Raw genomic sequence first — 21691 nt, forward strand, 5'->3', positions numbered from 1 at the left:
GTGCGCGAGCGGACGCCCAAGGGCGCGGCCGGCTCGATCCGGTCCGTGGACCGCGCGGTCAGCGTGCTGGAGATCCTCGCGCGCCACGGCGAGGCCGGTGTCACCGACATCGCCGACGAGCTGGACGTGCACAAGTCGACGGCGTTCCGGCTGCTCGGGGCGCTGGAGAACCGGGGCCTGGTCGCGCAGGCGCAGGACCGCGGCAAGTACTTCCTGGGGGCCGGTGTCCTGCGCCTGGCGGGGGCGGCGGCCGTCCGGCTGGACATCTCGCAGGAGGGCGCGCCGGTCTGCCGGGAGCTCGCCGACGAACTGGGCGAGACGGTCAACATCGCGGTGCTGGACGACGACGCGGCCGTCAACATCATGCAGGCACGCGGCCCCGCGGCCGTCACGGCGCAGAACTGGCTGGGCAGGCGCACCCCGCTGCACGCCACCTCCAGCGGCAAGGTGCTCCTCGCCCACCTGCCGGCGACCCTGCGCGAGGGGCTGCTGGCGCGGGCGCTGCCGCGGTTCACCGAGCACACGGTGACCAGCTCCGGGATGCTGCGCGCCGAGCTGGAGGCGGTGCGCCGGCAGGGGTTCGCCCTCGTCACGGAGGAGCTGGAGCTCGGGCTGAACGCCGTGGCCGCGCCGGTACGGGCGCACGACGGCAGGGTCATCGGCGCGCTGAGCGTGTCGGGGCCGGCGTACCGGCTGGAGCGGGACCGGCTGCCGGAGCTGGCGCGGCGCACCGTGACGGCGGCCGACGAGCTGTCCCGGCGCATGGGGTACGGCTTCTGAGCCCGTACCCCATGTGGTACGGCTTCTGAGCCGCTGAAACCAGCGCGGCACCCGATGCTTTTGCGCGCCCTTCGCCCCGGCCTCTTGACGGTCTGTCGGCGCCGTTCCCAGTATGTTCCTCGCCGCGCAACCCATCGCGCACTGTGCAACAGCAGAGGAGTGCTGTCGTGCCCCCTGAGCCCTCGGATCCCTCGGAGCCTCCTCAACCCCACGAGGTCCGTGCCGTCGTCGCCGTGAAGAAGGGCGAGCCCGCCGGCGTACGCGCCGAACGGGTCGTCACCACGGGCACCTTCAGCCTCGACGGCGAGACCTTCGACGTCGACACCAACGTGTGGCTCGTCGGCGACGACGACGAGGTGCTCGTCATCGACGCCGCGCACGACGCCCGGGCGATCGCGGCCGCCGTCGCGGGCCGCCGGGTCACCGCCATCGTGTGCACGCACGGCCATGACGACCACATCGGCGCGGCGCCCGCCCTCGCGCACGCCACCGGGGCGCCCGTCCTGCTGCACGCCGCCGACCGGGTGCTGTGGGACTCGGTGCACCCGGAGCGCGCGCCGGACGGCGCGCTGCGCGACGGGCAGCGGCTGCTGGTCGCCGGGGTCGCGGCGCGGGTGCTGCACACCCCCGGTCACACCTGGGGCAGCTGCGTGGTCCATGTCCCGTTCCTTGACGCGGTGTTCACGGGAGACACCCTGTTCCACGGCGGTCCGGGCGCGACCGGCCGCTCGTACTCCGACCGGGCGACGATCATGGCGTCCCTCCGCAGGAGGCTGCTGCCCCTGTCCGGCGCCACCGTCGTGCACACCGGGCACGGCCGCGACACCACGATCGCCGCCGAGCGGCCGCACGTCCCGGCAGTCGTCTGACACCCCCAACTCCTAGGAGGGGCATGTCCAGCACGTCACCCGCCCACCCCCGAGTCGTCGTCATCGGCGCCGGCATCGTCGGCTGCTCCCTCGCCGACGAACTGACCGCCCGCGGCTGGACCGATGTCACCGTCCTGGAGCAGGGGCCGCTCCCCGCCCCCGGCGGCTCCACTTCGCACGCGCCCGGGCTGGTCTTCCAGACCAACCCGTCCAAGACGCTCACCGGGTTCGCCGCGTACACCGTCGAGAAGTTCGGCGCCCTGGAGGTCGACGGGGTGCCCTGCTTCGACCGGGTCGGCGGCCTGGAGCTGGCCACCACCGAGGAGCGCCTCGCCGAGCTGCACCGCAGGGCCGGGCTCGCCGCCTCCTGGGGCGTGCGCGGCGAGGTGGTCCCGGCGTCCCGCTGCAAGGAGCTGTGGCCGCTGCTCGACGAGACGAAGGTCCTCGGCGGGTTCCACACCCCCGACGACGGGCTCGCCCGCGCCGTCCTCGCCTGCCGCGCGCAGACGGCGCGCGCCGAGCGGCGCGGCGCCCGCTTCCTCGGCCGGCACACCGTGACCGGCATCGAGCGCGAGAGCGGCCGGGTCTCCGCCGTCGTCACCGACCGGGGCACCTTCCCGGCCGACCACGTCGTGTCGGCGGCCGGCTTCTGGGGCCCGGTCATCGGCCGGATAGCGGGCGTCGACGTGCCGCTCCTGCCCCTCGCCCACCAGTACGCGCGCACCAGGCCCCTGCCCGCCCTGGCCGGCGCGCGCGCCGAGGCCTCCCGGCCGATCCTGCGCTTCCAGGACCGCGACCTGTACGTGCGCGAGCACGGGGACCGGCTCGGCATCGGCAGCTACGCGCACCGGCCGATGCCCGTCGACCCCTTCACCGTCCCGGCGTACGACGACGCGCCCGTCATGCCCTCGTCGTACCCCTTCACCCCCGACGACTTCGCGCCGAGCTGGGCGGACTGCCGGTGGCTGCTGCCCGCCCTCGCGGACAGCGGGATCGAGGAGGGCTTCAACGGGGTCTTCTCCTTCACTCCCGACGGCATGCCGCTCCTCGGCGAGTCGCGCGCGCTGCGCGGCTTCTGGCTCGCCGAGGCGGTGTGGGTCACGCACGCGGCGGGCGTCGCGAAGGCGGTCGCCGAGTGGATGGTCGACGGGCGGCCGGCGGCCGACGTCCACGAGTGCGACCTCACCCGCTTCGAGGAGGCGCAGCGCTCCCCCGCGTACGTCGCGGAGCGCGGCGCCCGGCAGTTCGTCGAGGTGTACGACGTCATCCACCCGCTGCAGCCGATGGAGCAGCCGCGGCCGCTGCGCGTCAGCCCCTTCCACGAGCGGCAACGGCAGCTCGGCGCGTATTTCCTGGAGGGCGGCGGCTGGGAGCGCCCGCACTGGTACGAGGCCAACGCCCCGCTCGCCGCGAAGAGGGAGCTCCCCGAGCGGGACGCCTGGTCGGCGCGGTACTGGTCGCCGATCGCGGCCGCCGAGGCGCGGGCGACGCGCGAGCGGGTCGCGCTGTACGACATGACGCCGCTGCGGCGCCTGGAGGTCTCCGGGCCGGGCGCGCTCGTCTTCCTCCAGCGCATGACGACCAACGACCTCGCCAAGAAGCCGGGCGCGGTGACGTACACGCTGCTCCTTGACGAGACCGGAGGCATCCGCTCCGACCTCACCGTGGCGCGGCTCGCGGAGGACCGGTTCCAGATCGGGGCGAACAGCCCCGCCGACGAGGACTGGCTGCTGCGCCACGCCCCCGGTGACGTACGGATCCGCGACGTCACCTCCGGCACCTGCTGCGTCGGCGTGTGGGGCCCGCTCGCCCGGGACCTCGTGCAGCCGCTGACCCGCGACGACTTCTCCCACCGGGGCTTCGGCTACTTCCGCGCCAAGCGGGCGTACGTCGGGCACGTCCCGGTGACGGCGATGCGCCTGAGTTACGTCGGCGAGCTGGGCTGGGAGCTGTACACCAGCGCCGACCTGGGGCTGCGGCTCTGGGACACGCTGTGGGAGGCCGGGCAGGAGCACGGCGTCGTCGCCGCCGGGCGGTCCGCGTTCAACAGCCTGCGCCTGGAGAAGGGATACCGGGCCTGGGGCGTCGACATGACCGACGAGCACACCCCGTACGAGGCGGGGCTCGCTTTCGCCGTGCGCATGGACAAGGGCGGCTTCATCGGGCGCGAGGCCCTGGAACGCGCGGGTGAGCCGCGCAGGAGGCTCACCGCGCTGCTTCTCGACGACCCGGCGGCCGTCGTCCTCGGCAAGGAGCCGGTGTACGTCGACGGGGTCCCGGCCGGATACGTGACGAGTGCCGCGTACGGCTACACGCTCGGCCGCTGCGTCGCGTACGCGTGGCTGCCGCCGCTCGCGGCGGGCACGGCCGTGCACGTGGAGTACGTCGGCCAGAAGGTGCCGGCGACGGTCGCGGAGGAGCCGCTGTTCGACCCGGAGATGAGCCGCATCCGCCGCTGAGCCCGAGGAGACCTGGATGTCACCCACCTTCGACGTGATCGTGGTCGGCCTCGGCGGCATGGGCAGCGCCGCCGCCCACCACCTGTCCGCGCGCGGGGCCCGCGTACTGGGCCTGGAGAAGTTCGGACCCGTCCACGCCAGGGGTTCCAGCCACGGCGGTTCCCGCATCACGCGCCAGTCGTACTTCGAGGACCCCGCCTACGTACCGCTGCTGCTGCGCGCGTACGAGCTCTACGAGCGGCTGGAGCGCGACACCGGACGGGACATCGCGACGCTGTGCGGCGGGCTGATGCTGGGCCGTCCCGAGTCGCGTACCGTCGCGGGCTCGCGGCTCTCGGCCGAGCGGTGGGGCCTGCCGCACGAGATGCTCGACGCCAAGGAGATCCGCCGCCGCTTCCCGACGCTGACGCCCGGCGAGGACGACGTGGCGCTGTACGAGGCGCGGGCCGGGCTGCTGCGGCCCGAGAACACCGTCGCGGCCCATCTGGGGCTGGCCGGCCGCGCAGGCGCCGAGCTCCACTTCGAGGAGCCGCTGCTGCGGTGGGAGCCGTACCGTGACGGCGTACGCGTCCACACCGCCGAGGACACGTACACCGCGGGGCAGTTGGTGATGTGCCCGGGCGCGTGGGCGCCCGGGCTGCTCACGGACCTCGGGGTGCCGTTCAGGATCGAGCGGCAGGTCATGTACTGGTTCCGGCCACGCGGCGCCGCCGAAGCGTTCCTGCCCGAGAACCATCCCGTCTACATCTGGGAGGACGCGGAAGGCGTCCAGATCTACGGCTTCCCGGCGATCGACGGGCCGGAACTCGGGGCCAAGGTGGCGTTCTTCCGCAAAGGCACCGTCTGCACGCCGGAGACCGTCGAGCGGACCGTGCACGACCACGAGGTCGCGGCCATGGCCGAGCAGGCGGGCCGTCTCCTTCCGGACCTGCCCGGCCGTTTCCTGAAGGCCGCGACCTGCATGTACTCCAACACGCCCGACGAGCACTTCGTGATCGCGCGCCATCCCCGGCATCCGGAGTCGGTGACCGTCGCCTGCGGCTTCTCCGGGCACGGGTTCAAGTTCGTGCCCGTCGTCGGCGAGATCCTCGCCGATCTGGCGCTGACCGGCGCCACCGCGCACCCGATCGAGCTCTTCGACCCCCGGCGTCTCGCCACGATGTCCGCCTAGGAGCCCGCCGTGCCCCCGACACCCCTCTCCCCCAGCCTGATCGCCACCCTGCCCGGCGCCTCCTACACCGACCCGGACGTCTTCCGGCGGGAGCAGGAGCGGCTCTTCGAAGCGATGTGGTTCTGCGCGGTGCGCAGCGCGGACCTCGGCAGACCGGGCGCCTTCCGGACCGTCCAGGTCGGCCGGGAAAGCGTGATCGTCGCCCGGAACGGGGCCGGCGAGCTGCGCGCGTTCCTCAACGTCTGCCGCCACCGGGGCGCCCGCCTCTGCCTGGAGGAGTCCGGCGAGGTGCGCCGCACCCTCCGGTGCCCGTACCACGCGTGGACGTACGACCTGGACGGCAGACTGGTGGCCGCGCCGCACCTGGCGAAGATGCCGGACATCGACCGCGCCGCGTACGGCCTGGTGACCGTGCACCTGCGCGAGTGGCTCGGCTACGCCTGGGTGTGCCTGGCCGGCGAGCCGCCGTCCTTCGAGGAGACCGTGATCGGCGCGGCGGTGGAGCGGCTCGGCGACGCCGCCTCCATCGAGCGGTACCGCACCGAGGAGCTCGCGCTCGGCCGCCGCATCACGTACGACGTGAAGGCGAACTGGAAGCTGATCGTCGAGAACTTCATGGAGTGCTATCACTGCGCGACGATCCACCCGGAACTCGTCGACGTGCTGCCGGAGTTCGCCGGGGGCTACGCCGCGCAGTACTACGTCGGCCACGGTGCCGCCTTCGGCGAGGACGTCAAGGGCTTCACGGTCGACGGCGGCGAGGGGTTCGGCACCCTGCCCGAGGTCACCCCGGAGCAGGACCGGCGGTACTACGCGATCACCGTGAAGCCGACGGTCTTCGTCAACCTGGTCCCGGACCACGTGATCCTGCACCGGATGTTCCCGCTGGCCGAGGACCGCACGGTCGTCGAGTGCGACTGGCTGTACGCGCCCGAGGTCGTGGCCTCCGGCGCGGACGTGTCCCATTCGGTGGAGCTGTTCCACCGGGTGAACCTCCAGGACTTCGCGGTGTGCGAACGCACCCAGCCGGCGATGGCGTCGCGCGCCTACCGCGCCGGCGGCGTCCTCGTCCCGAGCGAGCACCACATCTCCCTCTTCCACGCCTGGCTGCTGGAGAAGACGGGGGGCTCCGGTGCCTGACCTGCCCACCGGCGGCGCGGACGACGACGCCGCACTCGCGGAGTTCGGCTACCGCGCGGGGCTCACGCGTACCCTCGGCTCCTTCCACACCTTCGCCGCCGGCATCTCGTACATCTCCATCCTCACCGGCACCTTCCAGCTCTTCTACTTCGGTTACGCGAGCGGCGGGCCCGCCTACTGGTGGTCCTGGCCGATGGTGTTCGCCGGACAGTTCATGGTGGCGCTGTGCTTCGCCGAGCTCGCGGCCCGCCATCCGGTGGCCGGGTCCATCTACAACTGGGCGAAGCGGCTGGGCAATCCGCACATCGGCTGGCTCGCCGGGTGGATGATGCTCATCGCCTCCATCGTGTCGATCGCGGCCGTGGCCCTCGCCTACCAGCTGACGCTGCCGCGCATCTCGTCGGCGTTCCAGTTCGTGGGCGACGGGACGGGCACGTACGACGTGGCGGCCAACGCCGTCCTGCTCGCCGCGGTCCTCATCCTCTTCACCACCCTCGTCAACGCCTTCGGCGTGAAGCTGATGGCGCGGATCAACACCGCGGGCGTCTTCCTGGAGCTGATCGCCACGGTGGTGCTGATCGCGCTGCTCGCCCTCCATGTCGTACGCGGCCCGCAGGTCGTGACCGAGACGGCAGGGAGCGGGGCGGGGCAGCCCTTCGGCTACCTCGGTGCGTTCCTCATCGCCTCGCTCGCCTCCGCGTATGTCATGTACGGCTTCGACACGGCCGCGTCGCTGGGCGAGGAGTCGCTCGACCCGTCTCGCAACGCGCCCCGGGCCGTCCTCCGGGCGATCGTCGCCTCCTTCGTGCTGGGCGGGCTGGTGCTGCTGCTGGCGCTGATGAGCGTGTCGAGCCTGCGGGGCGACAAGCTGTCGACGGAGGGGCTCCAGTACGTGGTGCTGGACGTGCTCGGGCCGACGGCCGGCAAGGCGATGCTGTGGTGCGTGCTGATCGCCGTCACGGTGTGCGCGCTGGCCGTGCACACGGCGGCCGTCCGGCTCGCCTTCGCGATGGCCCGGGACACCAACCTCCCGGCGTCCGCGCGGCTGGCGAAGGTGAGCCCGCGCTTCGGTACGCCGGTGCTGCCGACCGTGCTCGTCGGGGTGCTGGCGCTGGCGGTCCTGCTCGTCAACATCCGCCGGCCGCAGATCTTCACGGTGGTCACCGGCATCGGCATCGTCATGATCTACCTGGCCTATCTGCTGGTGACGGGGCCGATGCTGGTGGCACGGCTGCGCGGCCGGTGGCAGCCGGCCGAGGGGAGGTTCTCGCTCGGCCGCTGGGGCCTGCCGGTGAACGTCCTCGCCGTGCTGTGGGGCGCGGCGATGACCCTCAACCTGATCTGGCCGCGCGCCGCCGTCTACAACGCGACCGCGCCGTACCACTGGTACCTGCGGTGGGGCGCGGTGCTGTTCGTCGGGGGCATCGCCGCGGGCGGCTTCGCCTACTACTGGTGCGTCCAGCGGCACCGTACGGGCGTCCTGGCGGAGCACGCCGCCGACCCACCGCAGGTGTCCGCGGCGCCGAAGGAGGCCACGCTCTCATGACCGCTCCCCTGCCCGGCCAGGAGTTCGACTACGTCGTCGTCGGCGGCGGTACGGCGGGCAGTGTCGTCGCCGCCCGGCTCAGCGAGGACCCGTCCGTCACGGTGTGCCTCCTGGAGGCGGGCCCGAGCGACGTCGGCGACGACGACGTCCTGCGCCTGGAGCGCTGGATGGGCCTGCTGGAGTCCGGTTACGACTGGGACTACCCCGTCGAACCGCAGGAGCGCGGCAACAGCTTCCTGCGTCACGCCCGCGCCAAGGTGCTCGGCGGCTGCTCCTCGCACAACTCGTGCATCGCCTTCTGGGCGCCGGGGGAGGACCTGGACGACTGGGCGGCGGCGGGCTGCCGGGGCTGGGGCGCGGCGGACCTCTTCCCGCTCTACCGGCGCCTGGAGAACAACGACGCCCCCGGCGACCACCACGGCCGTACGGGCCCGGTGAGGCTGCGCACCCTCAAGGGCGCGGACCCCTGCGGTGCGGCGCTGCTGGAGGCGTGCGCGCAGGCGGGCATCCCGACGACCCCGTTCAACACGGGGCGGACGGTGGTGCGGGGCGCGGGCTGGTTCCAGGTCAACGCCGACGAGAACAACATCCGCCAGTCGTCGTCCGTGGCGTACCTGCACCCGGTCATGGGCAGGCGGCCCAACCTGGAGGTACGCACCGGGGTGCGGGCCAGGAAGCTGGTGTTCGAGGGCCACCGCTGCGCCGGCGCCGCCTACCTGGAGCCGGACCTGGTCCACACCCGTACCGTACGGGCCCGGCGCGAGGTCGTCGTCTCGTGCGGCGCCATCGACTCGCCGAAGCTGCTCATGCTGTCGGGCATCGGCCCGGCGGAGCACCTGCGGGAGGTGGGCGTGGAGGTGCTGGTCGACGCGCCGGGGGTCGGGGCGAACCTCCAGGACCATCCGGAGGGCGTGATCATGTGGGAGGCGAAGCAGCCGATGCCCGCCACGTCCACGCAGTGGTGGGAGGCGGGCGTCTTCTACGACACCGAGCCGGGTCTGGACCGGCCGGACCTGATGTTCCACTACGGCTCGGTGCCCTTCGACCTCCACACCGTCCGGCAGGGCTACCCGACCTCCGAGAACGCCTTCTGCCTCACGCCCAACGTGACCCGCGCCCGCTCACGGGGCGCCGTGCGGCTGCGGACGCGCGACTTCCGGGACAAGCCGCGGGTCGACCCCCGCTACTTCACGCACGAGCACGACGTGCGGGTGATGACGTACGGGCTGAGGCTCGCCCGCCGCATCGCCGCCCAGCCGGCACTGGCGGGGTGGGCGGGCGCCGAGCTGGCGCCGGGGCCGGACGTCCGCGGCGACGACGAGCTGCTCGACTACATCCGCGCGACCCACAACACCGTCTACCACCCGGCCTGCACCGTGCGGATGGGCGCGGCGGACGACCCGCTGGCCCCGCTCGACGCCCGGTTGCGGGTGAAGGGCGTGGCGGGGCTGCGGGTCGCCGACGGCTCGGTCATGCCGGACCTGGTGACGGTCAATCCGTGCGTCACGACGATGGTGATCGGCGAGAAGTGCGCGGACCTGCTGAAGGAAGACCGCTGAGGGGTCCGCGGAGTCCCGTGGTCAGGCGCGCTGCCACACCACCGGGGCCGCCGCGGGGTTCCAGCCGGACTGCGCCTGGTGCGACTGGATGCAGCGGTAGGTGACACCGTCGTAGGTGACCTGGTCGCCGGGTGCGTACACCTTGCCGGCGGCCCAGGTGCCGCCCGACTTGCCGGCCTCGCCCGGCTGGCTGGCGGTGGTCTTCAACGTCAGCCCGTACGCCTGGAGGATCGGGTTGATGGGCTGGTGGTAGGTGGTGCCGCCCGAGGTGCAGTTCCCGGAGCCGCCGGAGGTGACGCCCTGGGCCTGGCCGCCGGAGAGGTACGCGCCGCCCGAGTCGCCGGGCTCGGCGCACACGGTGGTGCGGGTCATGCCCGTGACGGTGCCCTGGGGGTAGGTGACGCTGGTGTTGTGCTGCTCGACGGTGCCGCAGTGCCAGCCGGTGGTGGAGCCCGAGCGGCAGATGGAGGCGCCGGGGAGGGCCTCGGTGGAGCCGGTGACCTCGACGTTCTTCTCGGCCTCGCCCTTGACGTACGGGGTTCCGGTCCAGTCGGCGTTCGTGGCCACCCACGCCATGTCGTTCTCGGGGAACTTGGAGGCCTTGAAGGCGCCCTGGGCGGCCTTGTTGTGGCCGGTGGTCTCGTTCCCCTCCTTGCCGCAGTGCCCGGCGGTGGCGAAGCCCTGCTGGGTGCCGGAGGTGACCGAGAAGCCGATGGAGCAGCGGGCGGCGCCGATGTAGTACGCGTCGCCGCCGCGCAGGTCGTGCGCCAGTGGCTGCGGCCGCTCGGCCGTGGTCCGCACGCGCACCAGGGCGCGGTCGAGACCCGAGGCGGTGAGGAGCGCCTCCGCGGCGGACGCCTCGGCGGCCTCCAGCGTCACCGTGTTCGTGCGCACGTCGACGTACCAGACGGGCGCGTCGAGCGTCCTGGTGGTCGTGGCGGCCTGGTCCAGCTTGGCCTTGGCGGCTTCGAGCTCGGCGAGCCCGTACCGTACGACCTCGGCCTCGGCCCCGCCGGCCTTGATGGTGGCGACGTCGGCGGAGTCCGTGGTGGCGACGGTGACGGTGGCGGAGGTGGCGCCGCGTACCCAGGCGCCCGCGAAGCGCGTGCCGAGCGCGGCGCGCAGGCGGCCCGCGATGGCCCCGGCCTCGGCCTCGTTGACCAGGCGCGCGCGGGCCTGCCCCTCGGTGAGGCCGAGGTCGCGCTGGAGGGCGCGCAGCACTTCGGGCGAGGGTCTGTCGGCGCCGAGGAGCGCGGCGGCCGACTGGACGGTGGAGGACGGTCCGGCGGGTGGCGTGGGCGTTTCGGACGCGACCGCGGCGGGCAGCCCGGTCAGCACGAGCGCGCCGGCCGCGACGAGGGCGGCGGTGCACGCGGCTGTGGCGTGTCGGTGGAGCATCAGGTGTCACCTCGGTTTCGGTGGGGGAAAGGCCCGATCCGTAGGTGTTGCCGAAGGCCCCGCGAGAAATGTCGGGTTGTCGGTTTATTAGGTGGTACGGGAGACGCGGGCCCGCCATGCGGCGTAACCGCCGCGCGCCCGCGGCCCCGGAACGGCCGGGTGCGTCCCGGGGACCTCGTCCGCCGCCCCGGCGGCGGCCAGGCGGTGTTGCAGCTCGATGTGGCGGAACAGGTGCACGGCCCCCACTTGGCGCAGTACGCCGCGCCGCTCGTGCGCGTCCACGAGGAAGGCGGTCAGGTCGCGGGGTGTGTGGCCGCGCAGCGCCAGGTGGTGGCGGGCGAGCGTGTAGCGCCACCAGGCGCTGGGCTGAGGGCGGCGCCGAGGCCGACGGCCGTTCCGGCGGCCGCGCCCGCGAGCCGGCCACGCCCCCGATCGCCAGTACGCCGCAGATGGCCCCGTCCCAGCGCGCCCGCGCACCGCTCCTCATCGGGGATTGTGCGGTGGCGGGCGCGCGGAGGGAGCGGGGACCCGCGCGCGGCCCCTCGTACGAGTGAGCAGGCCTTCCGGTGCAGGGCTCAGGGGGTGGTCAGTTCGTAGAAGCCCCGGCCGAAGGTGGCGGCGACGAGCCGGTGGTTGCGGGGGTCGTACTCGATGTCGTCGACGGGGACCTGGGGCATGCCGCGGCCGAGCCGCAGCCAGTGGCCCCGGCCCGAGGGGCTGGTGAACACGCCCTGGTCGGTGCCGATGTGGAGGGCGCCGCCGCGGGCGACGACCAGGTCGTTGACGGGCGCGGCCGGGAGGTTTCCGGACAGGTCCCGCCAGTGGCGGCCGCCGTCGGTGGAGGCGTACACGTGCGGCAGCGGGGAGCCCGCGCGGTAGCCGGAGTGGGTGGTCCAGACGCGGTCGGGGTCGGCCGGGTCGACGACCACGCGGGTCACCCACGGCCGCCCCTCGGCGAGCTTGGTCCAGGTCGCGCCGAGGTCCCGGGTGACCCAGACGCGGCCGTCGTCGGTGCCCGCGTACAGGGTGCGCCCGTCGCTCGCCGGGGCGAGGGAGGTGATGGTGCCGTAGTTGGGGTAGGCGGGGTCGGTGCCGGGGCCGCCGGACAGGTCGGGGCTGATGGCGCGCCAGGTCGCGCCGCCGTCGGTGGAGCGGTTGACGACCTCGGAGCCGTAGTACAGGATCCGCGGATCGCGCGGGTCGAAGACGACGGGCGTGAACCAGTTGCGCCGCTTGAAGGCCGTCTTGTCGGCGAAGTACGTGAGGGTGTCGCCGCCGTCGGTGGAGCGGAAGCAGTTGCCGTACTGGTAGCAGGCGAAGACGTTGTCGCGGTCGGTCGGGTTGATGAGGTTCTCCTCGCCGTCGCCGCCGAGGTACTCGTTGAAGCCGTCCCCGTCCCCGCCCCAGGACCGCAGCGAGCCGTTGTCCTGCGCTCCGCCGGAGATCCGGGTGACGTCCTGCGGGGTGATGGCGGCGCTGTACAGCTGGGTGTACGGCTCGTGGCGGGCCTTGACCCAACCGCCGTCGCCGTCGGTGTCGGAGCGGTAGACCCCGCCGTCGTTGCCCAGGTAGACGCGGCCGGGCCGGCGCGGGTCCCACACCATGGCGTGGTGGTCGACGTGGATGCTCGTGTCGTCGCCGGTCCAGGTGGCGCCGCCGTCCTTCGTCGTCATCAGCGCGACCCCGGCGACGTGGACGTGGTCGGCGTCGCGCGGGTCGGCCCACACCTTGCCGAACCACCAGCCGAAGCTGGACTGCGACGCGGCGAGCGCCGGGTCGTCGGGCGTACGGGTCCAGGTGTCGCCGCCGTCGTCGGAGGCGTAGAAGCCCTCGAAGGCGCCGCCGGCCTTGTTGACGAGCGCGTAGAGGCGGTCGCCCGCGACGGCGAGGCCGATGCGCCCCACGTCGGGGCCGCGCGCGGGCAGGCCGCCGGCCAGGCGCTGCCAGGTCCGGCCGCCGTCGGTGGAGCGGAAGACGCCCGAGCCGACGCCGCCGTAGGTGCGCAGGTCCGGGCGGCGGCGGTGGTCCCACATCACGGCGTACAGGCGGTCGCCGTCGACGGTGATCTCGGTGGCGCCGGTGAACTCCGTCTCCCCGGCGAGGATGCGCTGCCAGGTGTCGCCGCCGTCGTCGGAGCGGTAGACGCCGCGGTCTCCGCCGCCGTTGTAGAGCGAGCCGGCCGCGGCCACGTAGACGCGCCGCGGGTTGGCGGGGTCGACGGTGATGGCGCTGATCGCGCCCGAGTCGCGCAGGCCGACGGGCTGCCAGTGGGCCCCGCCGTCGGTGGAGCGGTACAGCCCCGTGCCCTCGTAGGTGATGCTTCCGCCGCCGGGGTTGGGTTCGCCGGTGCCGGCGTAGAGGGTGCCGTCCGGGGCGGTGGCGACCGCGCCCATCGCCTGCGTCCAGTCGTCGGGCCACACGGAGTGGAAGGCCCGCCCGGCGTCGGTGGAGCGCCACAGCCCGCCGCTGGCGGCGGCCGCGTACACGGTGTCGGCGCGGGTCGGGTCGAGCGCGAGCGAGACGATCCGGCCGCCGATGTCGGTCGGCCCGACGGCCTTCCAGCGTCCGCCGACCGAGGGGAGCCGGCGCGCCTGCTGCGCGGCGAGGTCGTGGGCGTGGCGCGGCATCGCCTGCCCGGGCAGGGTCTTCTGCTGGTACCGGTACTCCGCGGGCGCGGACGGCCCGCGCACCGGCCGGTACGCGTCGGGCGGGCCGGGTGGCGCGGCGGTGGCGGGGGCCGTGCTCGGCGCCGTGAGGACGGCGGCTCCGGCCACCGCGGCGAGGACGAACGACAGCAGGCGTCTGCGCATGAGCACCCTCTCGTTTGCCACGACCACTTCAAACGGCGACGACGTTACGAGAGGGGCTGGGCGAGGAGTAGGGCGCGTGTCGGCCTTTGTGACACGAGAGGCGCAGGGAACGGTCCCCTACGGCAACAGCCGGGCGATGGCGGCCAGTTCGGCGCCGGAGGCGACGGTCAGGCCGTGCATGCCGTAGAAGACGCGGCCGGTCGCCGGGGCGAGAACGTCGGCGTCGCGGCCGTCGGCCGGGTCGGTGATCCGGCCGATGACCTGGCCCTCCGTCACGTCGTCCCCGGCGGTGAAGGCCGGGTACCACAGGCCGGTGGCCTGCGCGGCGACGGCTCCGGCCCAGACCCATTCCCGTGCGGGCGCCGTGCTCGTCGGTGGCGGCCCGTCCAGCGCGCGCGCCTCGCGCAGCAGCCCGTACAGGCCCTCGACCAGGCGGTGCGCGGTGGCCGGGTCGCGCTCGCCGAGTCGGCCGGTCTCGACGAGGACGGCCGGAACGCCCCGGCGCGCGGCGGCCGCGTGGCTGTTGCCGCCGCTCGCGTCCCGGCCGAGGATCACGTCCTCGACCCCGACGGCGTGGGCCAGCGCGCGGGTCTTCGCGTCGAGGACCGGATCGCCGGTGAGCCGGTAGCCGACGAAGTCGCGCAGCGTCTCGTCGATGCCGCCGGAGTGCAGGTCGGCGTACGCGTCCGCGCCGCTGACGAGGTGCGCGGTGTGCCAGGCCGCCAGCCGCTCGGTGGGGCCGCCCTGCGCGTCGCCGGGGAAGACCCGGTTGATGTTCACGCCGTCGAGCGGGGAGACGCCGAGGCGTCCGTGGTACACGGCCGGCGGGTTGGCGACCGGGCAGACGAGCACCTGGCCGGTGACCTCGGCGGGGTCGAGCAGCGCCGCGAGCCGGGTGGCCGCGTCGATGCCGGTGAACTCTCCCCCGTGCATGCCCGCCGTGATCACCACCCGGGGCCCGGGGCGCGCACCGTTCACCAGGGTCACCGGGATGTCCACGGTCACCGTGGAGAGGTCCGCCGGTACCGGGCCGCGGGCCTTGGTGCCGGGCTCGGCACGCAGCGGGCCGAGGGTCCAGGTGGTCGTCATGGTCGCGCTCCCGGGGCTAGGGGGTGTCTTGTCGATCTTGCCGGGCTCGCGTCGCCTGGCACCGCGCCTCTCCCCCGTAGCCCTTCGGGCCTGGGGAGACCCCACCGAGCAGCTCGCGTGTGCGTGGATGAAGGCCGGCCGGCTCGTACAGGTCGGACGCGGGCACCGTCTCCACGATCCGGCCGTCGTGCAGGACCGCCACCCGGTGGGCGAAGTGGCGTACGACGGCGAGGTCGTGGCAGATGAGGAGGTACGCGAGCCCCAGCCTGTCCTGGAGGTCGGCGAGGAGGTTCAGGATCCCCGCCCGCACGGACGGGTCGAGCGCGGACAGCGGCTCGTCGAGCACGAGCAGGCGCGGCTCGCTCGCCAGGGCCCGGGCGATGCCGACGCGTTGGCACTGGCCGCCGGACAGCTCGTGCGGCAGCCGGTCGCCGAGCCGGGGGTCGAGCCCCACCGTCTCCAGCAGGTCGGCCACCCGGCGCGGGCCGGTCCCGGCGTCCCACCGCCCCTGGACGCGCAGCGGTTCGGCCACCGCGTCGCGCACGCGCAGGCGCGGGCTCAGCGAGCCGTACGGGTCCTGGAACACCGGCTGGAACGCGGGGCGCAGGGGCCGCAGCGCGGTCTCGTCGAGCGCGGTCAGTTCGCGCCCGTCGAACCACACCTCGCCGCCGTCGGGCCGGCGCAGCATGAGGACCGCGGCCGCCGTGCTGGACTTCCCGGAGCCCGACGCGCCGATCAGCGCCAGGGTCTCCCCGGCGGACACCTCGAAGGAGACCCGGTCGACCGCGAGCACCGGCGCGGAGCGCCGCGTACGGCCGCGGTGGCGGACCGTCAGGTCCCGTACGGCGAGCAAGGCGCTCATGCGGCACCCCTCTCCCGGCGCAGGTGCCGCGCGAGGGCGGGCACGTCGGGGGTCTCCTGCCACCGGTGGCAGGAGACCAGGTGGCCGGCCTCGCCGACCGCGACGGGCTCCGGTTCACGCGTACGGCACCGTTCGTGCCCCGCCGCCAGGGGGCAGCGCGGGGCGAAGGCGCAGCCGGTGAGGTGCGCGAGCTCCGCCGGTGAGGGCGGGGCGCCGCCGATGGCGGGGAGCCTGCGGTCCGTGAGCGGCTCGTCGGGCGGCAGGGAGGCGAGCAGTCCCGCGGTGTACGGGGCGCGCGGCCGCGTGAGCACCCGCTCGACCGGGCCCGACTCCACGGGCCGCCCGGCGTACAGCACCAGGACCCGGTCGGCGTGCGCGGCGACGACGGAGAGGTCGTGCGTGACCAGCACCATCGCCGCGCCGGTGGCTTCGCGCAGCGACGCGAGGACGCCGAGGACCTGTTCCTGTACGGCGGGGTCGAGGGCGGTGGTCGGCTCGTCGGCGACGACGAGCTCCGGTTCGTTGATCATCGCCATCGCGATGACGGCACGCTGCCGCATCCCGCCGGAGAACTCGTGCGGGTACGCCTTCGCCCGCCGGGCCGCGTCCGGGATGCCCACACGGTCCAGGGCGGCGACCGCCGCGGCCCGCGCCCGGCGCCGGTCGAGCCCGCGCACCGAGCGCACGGCCGCGGCCAGTTGGTCGCCGACGGTGTGGACGGGGCTGAGCACCGCGAGCGCGTCCTGCGGTACGAGGGCGATGCGCCGCCCCCGGAGCCCGGCGTACGGCGACCGCGGCGCACCGAGGAGCTCCCGGTCGCGCAGACGGACGCTGCCGGTGATCCGCGCGGTGTGCGGTGCCATGCCGAGGAGGGTGCGGGCGGTGAGGGACTTGCCCGCCCCCGACTCGCCGACCAGGGCGAGCACTTCGCCCTCCCGTACGTCGAAGGACACCCCGCGGACGGCGGCCACGGCGGGGAACTCGACGCACAGGTCGCGCACGGAGAGCAGGACGGGGCGGCCGGTCATGACGCCACCGCCCCGGCACGCCGTACGGCCGCCGTGGTCCCGGAGAAGCCCGTCGCGGAGGAGAGCGACACCGCGAAGCCGGCCAGCAGGGCCAGGGCGCCCGCCGGGGCGAGGGCCGCCCAGGGAGCGCGTTCGACGTACGCCCGCGACTCGTCGAGGAGCAGCCCCCATTCGGGGGCGGGTGCCTGGGCACCGAGGCCGAGGAAGCCGAGCGAGGCGAGGGCCAGGGCGATCCCGGGCAGCCGCAGCACCGCGTGGCGGGCCACGGGCCCGGCCACGGCGGGCAGGACGTGCCGGGTCAGGATCCAGCGCGGCGTGGCACCGATCGCCTTCTGGGCGGTGAGGAACCCGCTCGCCCGGACCTCCTCGACCAGGGCGGAGGCGTGCGCGGCCAGCGGTGGCCAGGAGACCAACGCGACGGCGACGGACGCACCGGCCGTGCCGGGGCCGAGGGCCGAGGCGACGAGGATGCCGACGATGACGGGCGGCAGGGCGTTGGCGATGTCGGCCACCCCGGCCGACAGGGCCGGCAGGAAGCCGATCGCGACGGCGAAGAGGTAACTGAGCAGGCACACGGCCAGCGCCACGCCGACGGTCGCCGCGGCGCCGTGCCCGAGCCGTGCGAGTACGTCCCGGCCGAGCCCGTCGGTGCCGAGCGGGTGCGCCCCGGAGGGGGCGGCCAGCCGCGCCGTGACGTCGACGGCGTACGGGTCGCGCAGCAGGCCCCACCCGACGACCGCCAGCAGGACGCCGGCGAGCACCACGGGCACGGCCCGCGCCGCCCGGCCTGCCGGGGCCCGCGGCGCGGCCGGCAGCGCGAGGGCGGCGTCCCGCAGGCCGGGCCCGAGGAGTCGTATGCGTACGAGATGGGCGAGGGCGCCGGCCGCGAGGCCGAGCAGGAGCAGGGCCAGGACGGCGCCCTGAAGCAGCGGCAGGTCCTGGGCCTTGGCGGCGCCGAGGGCCGTACGGCCGATGCCGGGCACCGCGAAGACGGTTTCCACGGCGACCGCGCCGCCGGTCAGCCCGACCGCGACCAGGCCGAACTGCGGCGCGATCGCGGGCACGGCCCGGCGCAGCGCCGCACACGCCAGGCGCCACGGGGAGACGCCCGACGCCTGCCACAGCTCCACCCAGCGCTCGCCGAACACGGCGGGCAGCGCGTCGTCCACGAGCCGGCCGAGCAGCCCGCCGGCGGGCAGCCCCATGGCGAGCGCGGGCAGCACCATGGACGACGGGCCCTGCCAGCCGGACGTCGGCAGCAGGCCCAGCCAGACGCCGGCGACGATTAGGCCGACCGTCGCGAGCAGGAACTCGGGCACGGAGGCGAGCATCGCGGCGGCCGCTCCGCCGGAGCCGCGGCGTCGTGTGCCGCGCGCCCCGCGTACCACCGTCGCCGTGCAGAGCGCGGCGGCGACCAGCAGCGCCACGGCCAGCGACGCGCCCATCAGCCCCAGCGACACGCCGAGTCCGGAGGCGACCGACGGCAGCACGTCGGTGCCGGAGACCCAGGAGGTGCCGAGGTCACCGCGGAGCAGCCCGCCCGCCCAGCGCCCCAGCAGGGTCAGTGGCCCCGAGCCGAGGCCCAGGTCGTCGCGGATGGCGGCCAGCGCCTCCTCGGTCGGCTCCTGTTCGGCGGAGCGGGCGCGCAGCACGCTGAGGGCCGCGTCCCTGCCGGACAGCCACGGCAGCAGCCCGAGGGTGGCGAGGACGGCGGCGAGCGCGGCCGTCCGGGCAAGCGCGGTCTTCATGCCGCCGCTCACTTGACGTACGTGCCGGGGGTGACCAGCAGGCGCTCGCGGGGGTCCTTCGCCGAGTCCACGACGTGCGGGGCGTCGCCCTGGACGACCCGCTCGTGCAGCATCGGGATCGCGGCGTCGGTGTTGAGGATCGCGGTCTCCGCGGCCAGGATCGCGGAGCGGCGCGCGGCGCCGGCGGGCGCCTTCGCCGCCTTCTCCAGCGCCTTGTCGACGCTCGGGTCGGCGAGCTGGGAGAGGTTGAAGGAGCCGTCGCTCGCGAAGTCGCTGTAGAGGTACGCGGCGGGATCTCCGGAGTCGAGGACGGTGGCCCGGGACAGGATGAAGGCGTCGAACTTCCCGGCGAGGGCGTCTGATTCGATGGCGGCGTACTCGCGTATCTCCAGCTTCACCGTGAAACCGGCCTTCTGGAGCTGCTGCTGGAGCGCGGCGGCCACCTCGGGGAGCTCGGCGCGGTCGGTGAAGGTGCCGATCGTGACGGTCCTGCCCGCCGGGTTCGCCGGCGTGGCGGGGCGGGTGCGGCCGGCGCGCTCCTTCGCCCAGGGGATGGCGGGGCCGAGCAGGCCTTCGGCGACGTCGGCCCGGCCCTCGTACACGCCGTCGACGAGGGGCCCCGCGTCGATGGCCGTACGGGCGGCGGCGCGCAGCGCGGGGTCGGTGAAGGCGCCGCGGCGGGTGTTGAGGTAGAGGGTGTTGGTGCGCGGCATGGGCACTTCGGTGATCTGGTCCTCGTCGAGCAGGGCCGCCTGCGAGACCGGCACGGACTCGACGATGTCGGCCTCACCGCTGCGCAGCGCGGCGGCGCGTGCTGTGCCGTCCGGTACGAACCGCACGTCGATGCCCGCCGCCTTGGGCCTGCCGCCCCAGTAGTCGTCGTTGCGGTCCAGCGTGGCGGAGCTGGTTCCGTTCACGCGCTTCAGGACGAAGGCGCCGGTGCCGGCGCCGACGGGGTTCACCGTCCTGCCCTGGTACGCCTTGGCGGCGAGGATCGACAGCTGCGGTGAGGAGAGCCGCTGCGGGAGCAGCGGGTCCGCCGCGGCGGTGGTGACCGTGACGGTGTCGCCCTCGGCGGTGACGGTCAGGTCGACGCCGTCGAGGATGCGCGGTTTCGGCGCGGCCTGGGAGGCCTTGGTGAGCGAGCGCACCACGTCCTCGGCGGTGAGGGCGGTGCCGTCGTGGAAGGTCACGCCCGAGCGGAGGGTGAAGGACCAGGCTCTGTCGCCCGCCCGCCGCCACGTCTCGGCGAGGGCGGGCCGCGGGTCGCCGTTGGCGTCGAGGGTGACCAGCGTCTCGGCGGTGCTCCACCGCGACAGCTTGAAGGCGTCGTCACTGAGGGGCGAGAGGCCGGAGCGCGGCGGTTGCATCATCACCACCCGGACGCGCTTGTCCCCACCGCCCTTCCCGCCGGTTCCGCCGGGTGCGGCGCCGGGTGCGAAGCAACCCGTCAGGAGCAGGGCGGAGCCAATCGCCACGGAGAGGAGGGGCAGGGACTTACGGGTGTGCACGGGACTTTTCCATCTCCGTCGGACCGGGTGACGTACAGAACGCAGAACCGGACCCTAGCAGATGATAATCATATTCAACTATCGCTTGCCGACCCGCCGAGAACGCGCCACGATGACAACCCTTTGGGCCATCCGGCAGCGAGTGGCGCCATAACTCTTTTTCGTGGCGCCACAGTGGTGCCAATATGGCGCCCATGGACCTGACCCCGTACGTCGACCACCTCCGCCGGGAGCTCGCGGTCGCCGCGAACGCCGGCGGGGACGAGGCCCGCGCCCTGGCCGAGCGGCTCACCGCGCCCCTGGAGTCGGCCGCCCGGCTGACCCTGCTGAACGCGCTCTCCGCCGCCACGGACGAGATCACCCGCGAGCTGGCCCCGGGCGCGGTGGACGTTCGCCTGCGGGGGCTCGACCCCGAGTTCGTGGTGACGGCACCACCCGCCGCCGAGCTCCCCGGGGAGGCGTCCGGCCTGATGCCACCGATGGCGCCACCGGTGGCACCAGTGGCGCCGGTGGCGCCCTCCCCGGCGGACGGCGAGGAAGGAGGGGGCACGGCCCGGATCAACTTCCGGCTCCCGGCGCCGCTGAAGGCCCGGGTGGAGGAGGCGGCCGGCCGCGAGGGTCTGTCCGTCAACGCCTGGCTCGTCCGGGCCGTGGCCCTCGCCCTCGAACCGGGCGCCGGACCGGACCGGCCGGCCGCCCGTACCCCGCGCCACGGCCAGAGCTACCGGGGCTGGGTCCGCTAGCCGGAGCCCCCCGCTCCCCCTTCACGCCTACCGCACCACCTGCGGAAACACCTTCCAGAGCCAAGAGGACGGACCAGCCATGCCTTCTTACGACACCTCCGGGCCCATCACGGCGGTCCTCGAGTTCGACGTCGGCGAGGTGCGGCTCACCGCGAGCAAGCGCGGGGACACGGTCGTCGAGGTGCTGCCGAGCAACGGCGCCGACGACGCGGACGTACGGGCCGCGCAGCAGACCGAGGTCACGTATGCCGACGGCACCCTCTCCCTCAAGGGACCCAAGAGGCGCTCCCTGTTCGGCAGGAGCGGGTCGATCGACGTGATCATCGAGCTCCCCGCCGGATCACGCGTCCGCGGCACCTCCCCCATCGGCGACTACACCGGCGAGGGACCGCTCAGCGAGTGCCGCATCAAGACCTCGCTCGGCGACATCCGGCTCGACGAGGCGTCCACCGTGAACCTGCGGACCGACCACGGCCGCATCCGCGTCGACCGGGCGGTGGGCGACGCCGAGATCCGCGGGGCCGGCCGCGTCGAGATCGGCGAGATCGTGGGAGCGGCGACCGTCAGGAACGGAAACGGCGAGACCGAGATCGGCGAGATCACCGGTGAGCTGAAGGCCAACTCCTCCAACGGCCGCATCACGGTCGGCATCGCGCACGCCTCCGTCGAGGCCAAGTCCGCCAACGGCGCGATCAGCGTGCGGCAGGTGGCGCGCGGCGTGATCGACCTCCACACCGCGGTCGGCGACGTGGAGGTCGGCGTCCGCGCGTCCACGGCGGCCTGGCTGGACGTCAGTTGCAAGGCCGGCACGGTCCGCAACGCGCTCGGCGCCGCCGAAGGGCCCGGCGCCTCCGACGAGACCGTCGAGATCCATGCCCGTACCGGCGTCGGCGACATCGTCATCCGCCGCGCCTGACCCTTCGGAAAGCACCCTCGGAAAACACCCTCGGAAAGACACCCGCTTCCCTCACCCGTCAC

At 74.2% G+C, this 21691-nt stretch carries 17 protein-coding genes; 9 read left to right on the top strand and 8 right to left on the bottom strand.

Annotated features, from left to right (window positions below; genetic code table 11):
* The first annotated feature begins 36 nt into the window (after nucleotides 1-36).
* From ABZX67_RS05425 to ABZX67_RS05455, 7 genes are all read left to right on the top strand, one after another.
* A complete protein-coding gene (locus ABZX67_RS05425; protein WP_355355231.1) occupies nucleotides 37-780 on the top strand; it encodes an IclR family transcriptional regulator in 744 nt (247 codons plus the stop codon).
* A 233-nt stretch (nucleotides 781-1013) separates the two neighbouring features.
* Nucleotides 1014-1649, top strand: a complete 636-nt coding sequence (locus tag ABZX67_RS05430) for an MBL fold metallo-hydrolase (protein ID WP_355355234.1) — start codon at nucleotides 1014-1016, stop codon at nucleotides 1647-1649.
* A 23-nt stretch (nucleotides 1650-1672) separates the two neighbouring features.
* Nucleotides 1673-4108 carry an FAD-dependent oxidoreductase gene (locus tag ABZX67_RS05435; protein WP_355354901.1) on the top strand — a complete coding sequence of 812 codons (2436 nt, stop codon included), beginning with the start codon at nucleotides 1673-1675 and terminating at the stop codon, nucleotides 4106-4108.
* A 16-nt stretch (nucleotides 4109-4124) separates the two neighbouring features.
* Nucleotides 4125-5279: an N-methyl-L-tryptophan oxidase gene (gene solA, locus ABZX67_RS05440; RefSeq protein WP_355354904.1), complete on the top strand. Its 1155-nt coding sequence runs from the start codon at nucleotides 4125-4127 to the stop codon at nucleotides 5277-5279.
* A 9-nt stretch (nucleotides 5280-5288) separates the two neighbouring features.
* Nucleotides 5289-6419: an aromatic ring-hydroxylating dioxygenase subunit alpha gene (locus ABZX67_RS05445; RefSeq protein ID WP_355354907.1), complete on the top strand. Its 1131-nt coding sequence runs from the start codon at nucleotides 5289-5291 to the stop codon at nucleotides 6417-6419.
* On the top strand, nucleotides 6412-7965 hold the full coding sequence (locus ABZX67_RS05450) for an APC family permease (protein WP_355354910.1): 1554 nt from the start codon (nucleotides 6412-6414) through the stop codon (nucleotides 7963-7965). The genes ABZX67_RS05445 and ABZX67_RS05450 overlap by 8 nt, the downstream gene beginning before the upstream one ends.
* Entirely contained in the window at nucleotides 7962-9524 is a 1563-nt protein-coding gene (locus ABZX67_RS05455) for a GMC family oxidoreductase N-terminal domain-containing protein (RefSeq protein WP_355354913.1), read from the top strand. Before ABZX67_RS05450 ends, ABZX67_RS05455 begins: the two co-directional genes overlap by 4 nt.
* A gap of 21 nt (nucleotides 9525-9545) precedes the next feature.
* Here the strand turns inward: ABZX67_RS05455 and ABZX67_RS05460 are convergent, their stop codons facing one another.
* The 8 genes from ABZX67_RS05460 to ABZX67_RS05495 all read right to left on the bottom strand — a co-directional run bounded on the left by ABZX67_RS05460 (nucleotide 9546) and on the right by ABZX67_RS05495 (nucleotide 19970).
* Entirely contained in the window at nucleotides 9546-10922 is a 1377-nt protein-coding gene (locus ABZX67_RS05460) for a carbohydrate-binding protein (RefSeq protein WP_355354916.1), read from the bottom strand.
* 87 nt (nucleotides 10923-11009) lie between these two features.
* Complete coding sequence (locus ABZX67_RS05465) at nucleotides 11010-11399, bottom strand: hypothetical protein (RefSeq protein ID WP_355354919.1); 390 nt, start codon at nucleotides 11397-11399, stop codon at nucleotides 11010-11012.
* Between the two features lie 98 nt (nucleotides 11400-11497).
* Nucleotides 11498-13732 carry a glycosyl hydrolase gene (locus ABZX67_RS05470; protein ID WP_355354922.1) on the bottom strand — a complete coding sequence of 745 codons (2235 nt, stop codon included), beginning with the start codon at nucleotides 13730-13732 and terminating at the stop codon, nucleotides 11498-11500.
* A 117-nt stretch (nucleotides 13733-13849) separates the two neighbouring features.
* Nucleotides 13850-14821, bottom strand: coding sequence for a succinylglutamate desuccinylase/aspartoacylase family protein (locus ABZX67_RS05475; protein ID WP_355354925.1), 972 nt, complete (start codon nucleotides 14819-14821; stop codon nucleotides 13850-13852).
* Between the two features lie 16 nt (nucleotides 14822-14837).
* On the bottom strand, nucleotides 14838-15683 hold the full coding sequence (locus ABZX67_RS05480) for a dipeptide/oligopeptide/nickel ABC transporter ATP-binding protein (protein WP_355354928.1): 846 nt from the start codon (nucleotides 15681-15683) through the stop codon (nucleotides 14838-14840).
* Nucleotides 15680-16711, bottom strand: a complete 1032-nt coding sequence (locus tag ABZX67_RS05485; RefSeq protein ID WP_355354931.1) for an ABC transporter ATP-binding protein — start codon at nucleotides 16709-16711, stop codon at nucleotides 15680-15682. The genes ABZX67_RS05480 and ABZX67_RS05485 overlap by 4 nt, the downstream gene beginning before the upstream one ends.
* The gene (locus ABZX67_RS05490; protein WP_355354934.1) at nucleotides 16708-18459 is read right to left on the bottom strand and encodes an ABC transporter permease subunit; all 1752 of its coding nucleotides are present in this window, start codon (nucleotides 18457-18459) and stop codon (nucleotides 16708-16710) included. The genes ABZX67_RS05485 and ABZX67_RS05490 overlap by 4 nt, the downstream gene beginning before the upstream one ends.
* A gap of 8 nt (nucleotides 18460-18467) precedes the next feature.
* The gene (locus ABZX67_RS05495; protein ID WP_355354937.1) at nucleotides 18468-19970 is read right to left on the bottom strand and encodes an ABC transporter substrate-binding protein; all 1503 of its coding nucleotides are present in this window, start codon (nucleotides 19968-19970) and stop codon (nucleotides 18468-18470) included.
* A 194-nt stretch (nucleotides 19971-20164) separates the two neighbouring features.
* On the opposite strand from ABZX67_RS05495, the gene ABZX67_RS05500 reads away from it, so the two are divergent.
* Both ABZX67_RS05500 and ABZX67_RS05505 read left to right on the top strand, forming a co-directional pair.
* Nucleotides 20165-20713, top strand: a complete 549-nt coding sequence (locus tag ABZX67_RS05500; protein ID WP_355354940.1) for a hypothetical protein — start codon at nucleotides 20165-20167, stop codon at nucleotides 20711-20713.
* 79 nt (nucleotides 20714-20792) lie between these two features.
* Complete coding sequence (locus ABZX67_RS05505; protein ID WP_355354943.1) at nucleotides 20793-21629, top strand: DUF4097 family beta strand repeat-containing protein; 837 nt, start codon at nucleotides 20793-20795, stop codon at nucleotides 21627-21629.
* The last annotated feature ends 62 nt before the right edge of the window (nucleotides 21630-21691 follow it).

The sequence above is a fragment of the Streptomyces sp. NPDC003036 genome, assembly GCF_040611175.1.
Lineage (GTDB): Bacteria > Actinomycetota > Actinomycetes > Streptomycetales > Streptomycetaceae > Streptomyces.

What these genes read in the sequence shown, in the direction of transcription:
- ABZX67_RS05505 (WP_355354943.1), top strand. Translation starts at nt 20,793, where the DNA reads ATGCCTTCTTACGACACCTCCGGGCCCATCACGGCGGTCCTCGAGTTC.
- ABZX67_RS05460 (WP_355354916.1), bottom strand. Translation starts at nt 10,922, where the DNA reads ATGCTCCACCGACACGCCACAGCCGCGTGCACCGCCGCCCTCGTCGCG.
- ABZX67_RS05470 (WP_355354922.1), bottom strand. Translation starts at nt 13,732, where the DNA reads ATGCGCAGACGCCTGCTGTCGTTCGTCCTCGCCGCGGTGGCCGGAGCC.
- solA (WP_355354904.1), top strand. Translation starts at nt 4,125, where the DNA reads ATGTCACCCACCTTCGACGTGATCGTGGTCGGCCTCGGCGGCATGGGC.
- ABZX67_RS05435 (WP_355354901.1), top strand. Translation starts at nt 1,673, where the DNA reads ATGTCCAGCACGTCACCCGCCCACCCCCGAGTCGTCGTCATCGGCGCC.
- ABZX67_RS05500 (WP_355354940.1), top strand. Translation starts at nt 20,165, where the DNA reads ATGGACCTGACCCCGTACGTCGACCACCTCCGCCGGGAGCTCGCGGTC.
- ABZX67_RS05475 (WP_355354925.1), bottom strand. Translation starts at nt 14,821, where the DNA reads ATGACGACCACCTGGACCCTCGGCCCGCTGCGTGCCGAGCCCGGCACC.
- ABZX67_RS05485 (WP_355354931.1), bottom strand. Translation starts at nt 16,711, where the DNA reads ATGACCGGCCGCCCCGTCCTGCTCTCCGTGCGCGACCTGTGCGTCGAG.
- ABZX67_RS05480 (WP_355354928.1), bottom strand. Translation starts at nt 15,683, where the DNA reads ATGAGCGCCTTGCTCGCCGTACGGGACCTGACGGTCCGCCACCGCGGC.
- ABZX67_RS05455 (WP_355354913.1), top strand. Translation starts at nt 7,962, where the DNA reads ATGACCGCTCCCCTGCCCGGCCAGGAGTTCGACTACGTCGTCGTCGGC.
- ABZX67_RS05490 (WP_355354934.1), bottom strand. Translation starts at nt 18,459, where the DNA reads ATGAAGACCGCGCTTGCCCGGACGGCCGCGCTCGCCGCCGTCCTCGCC.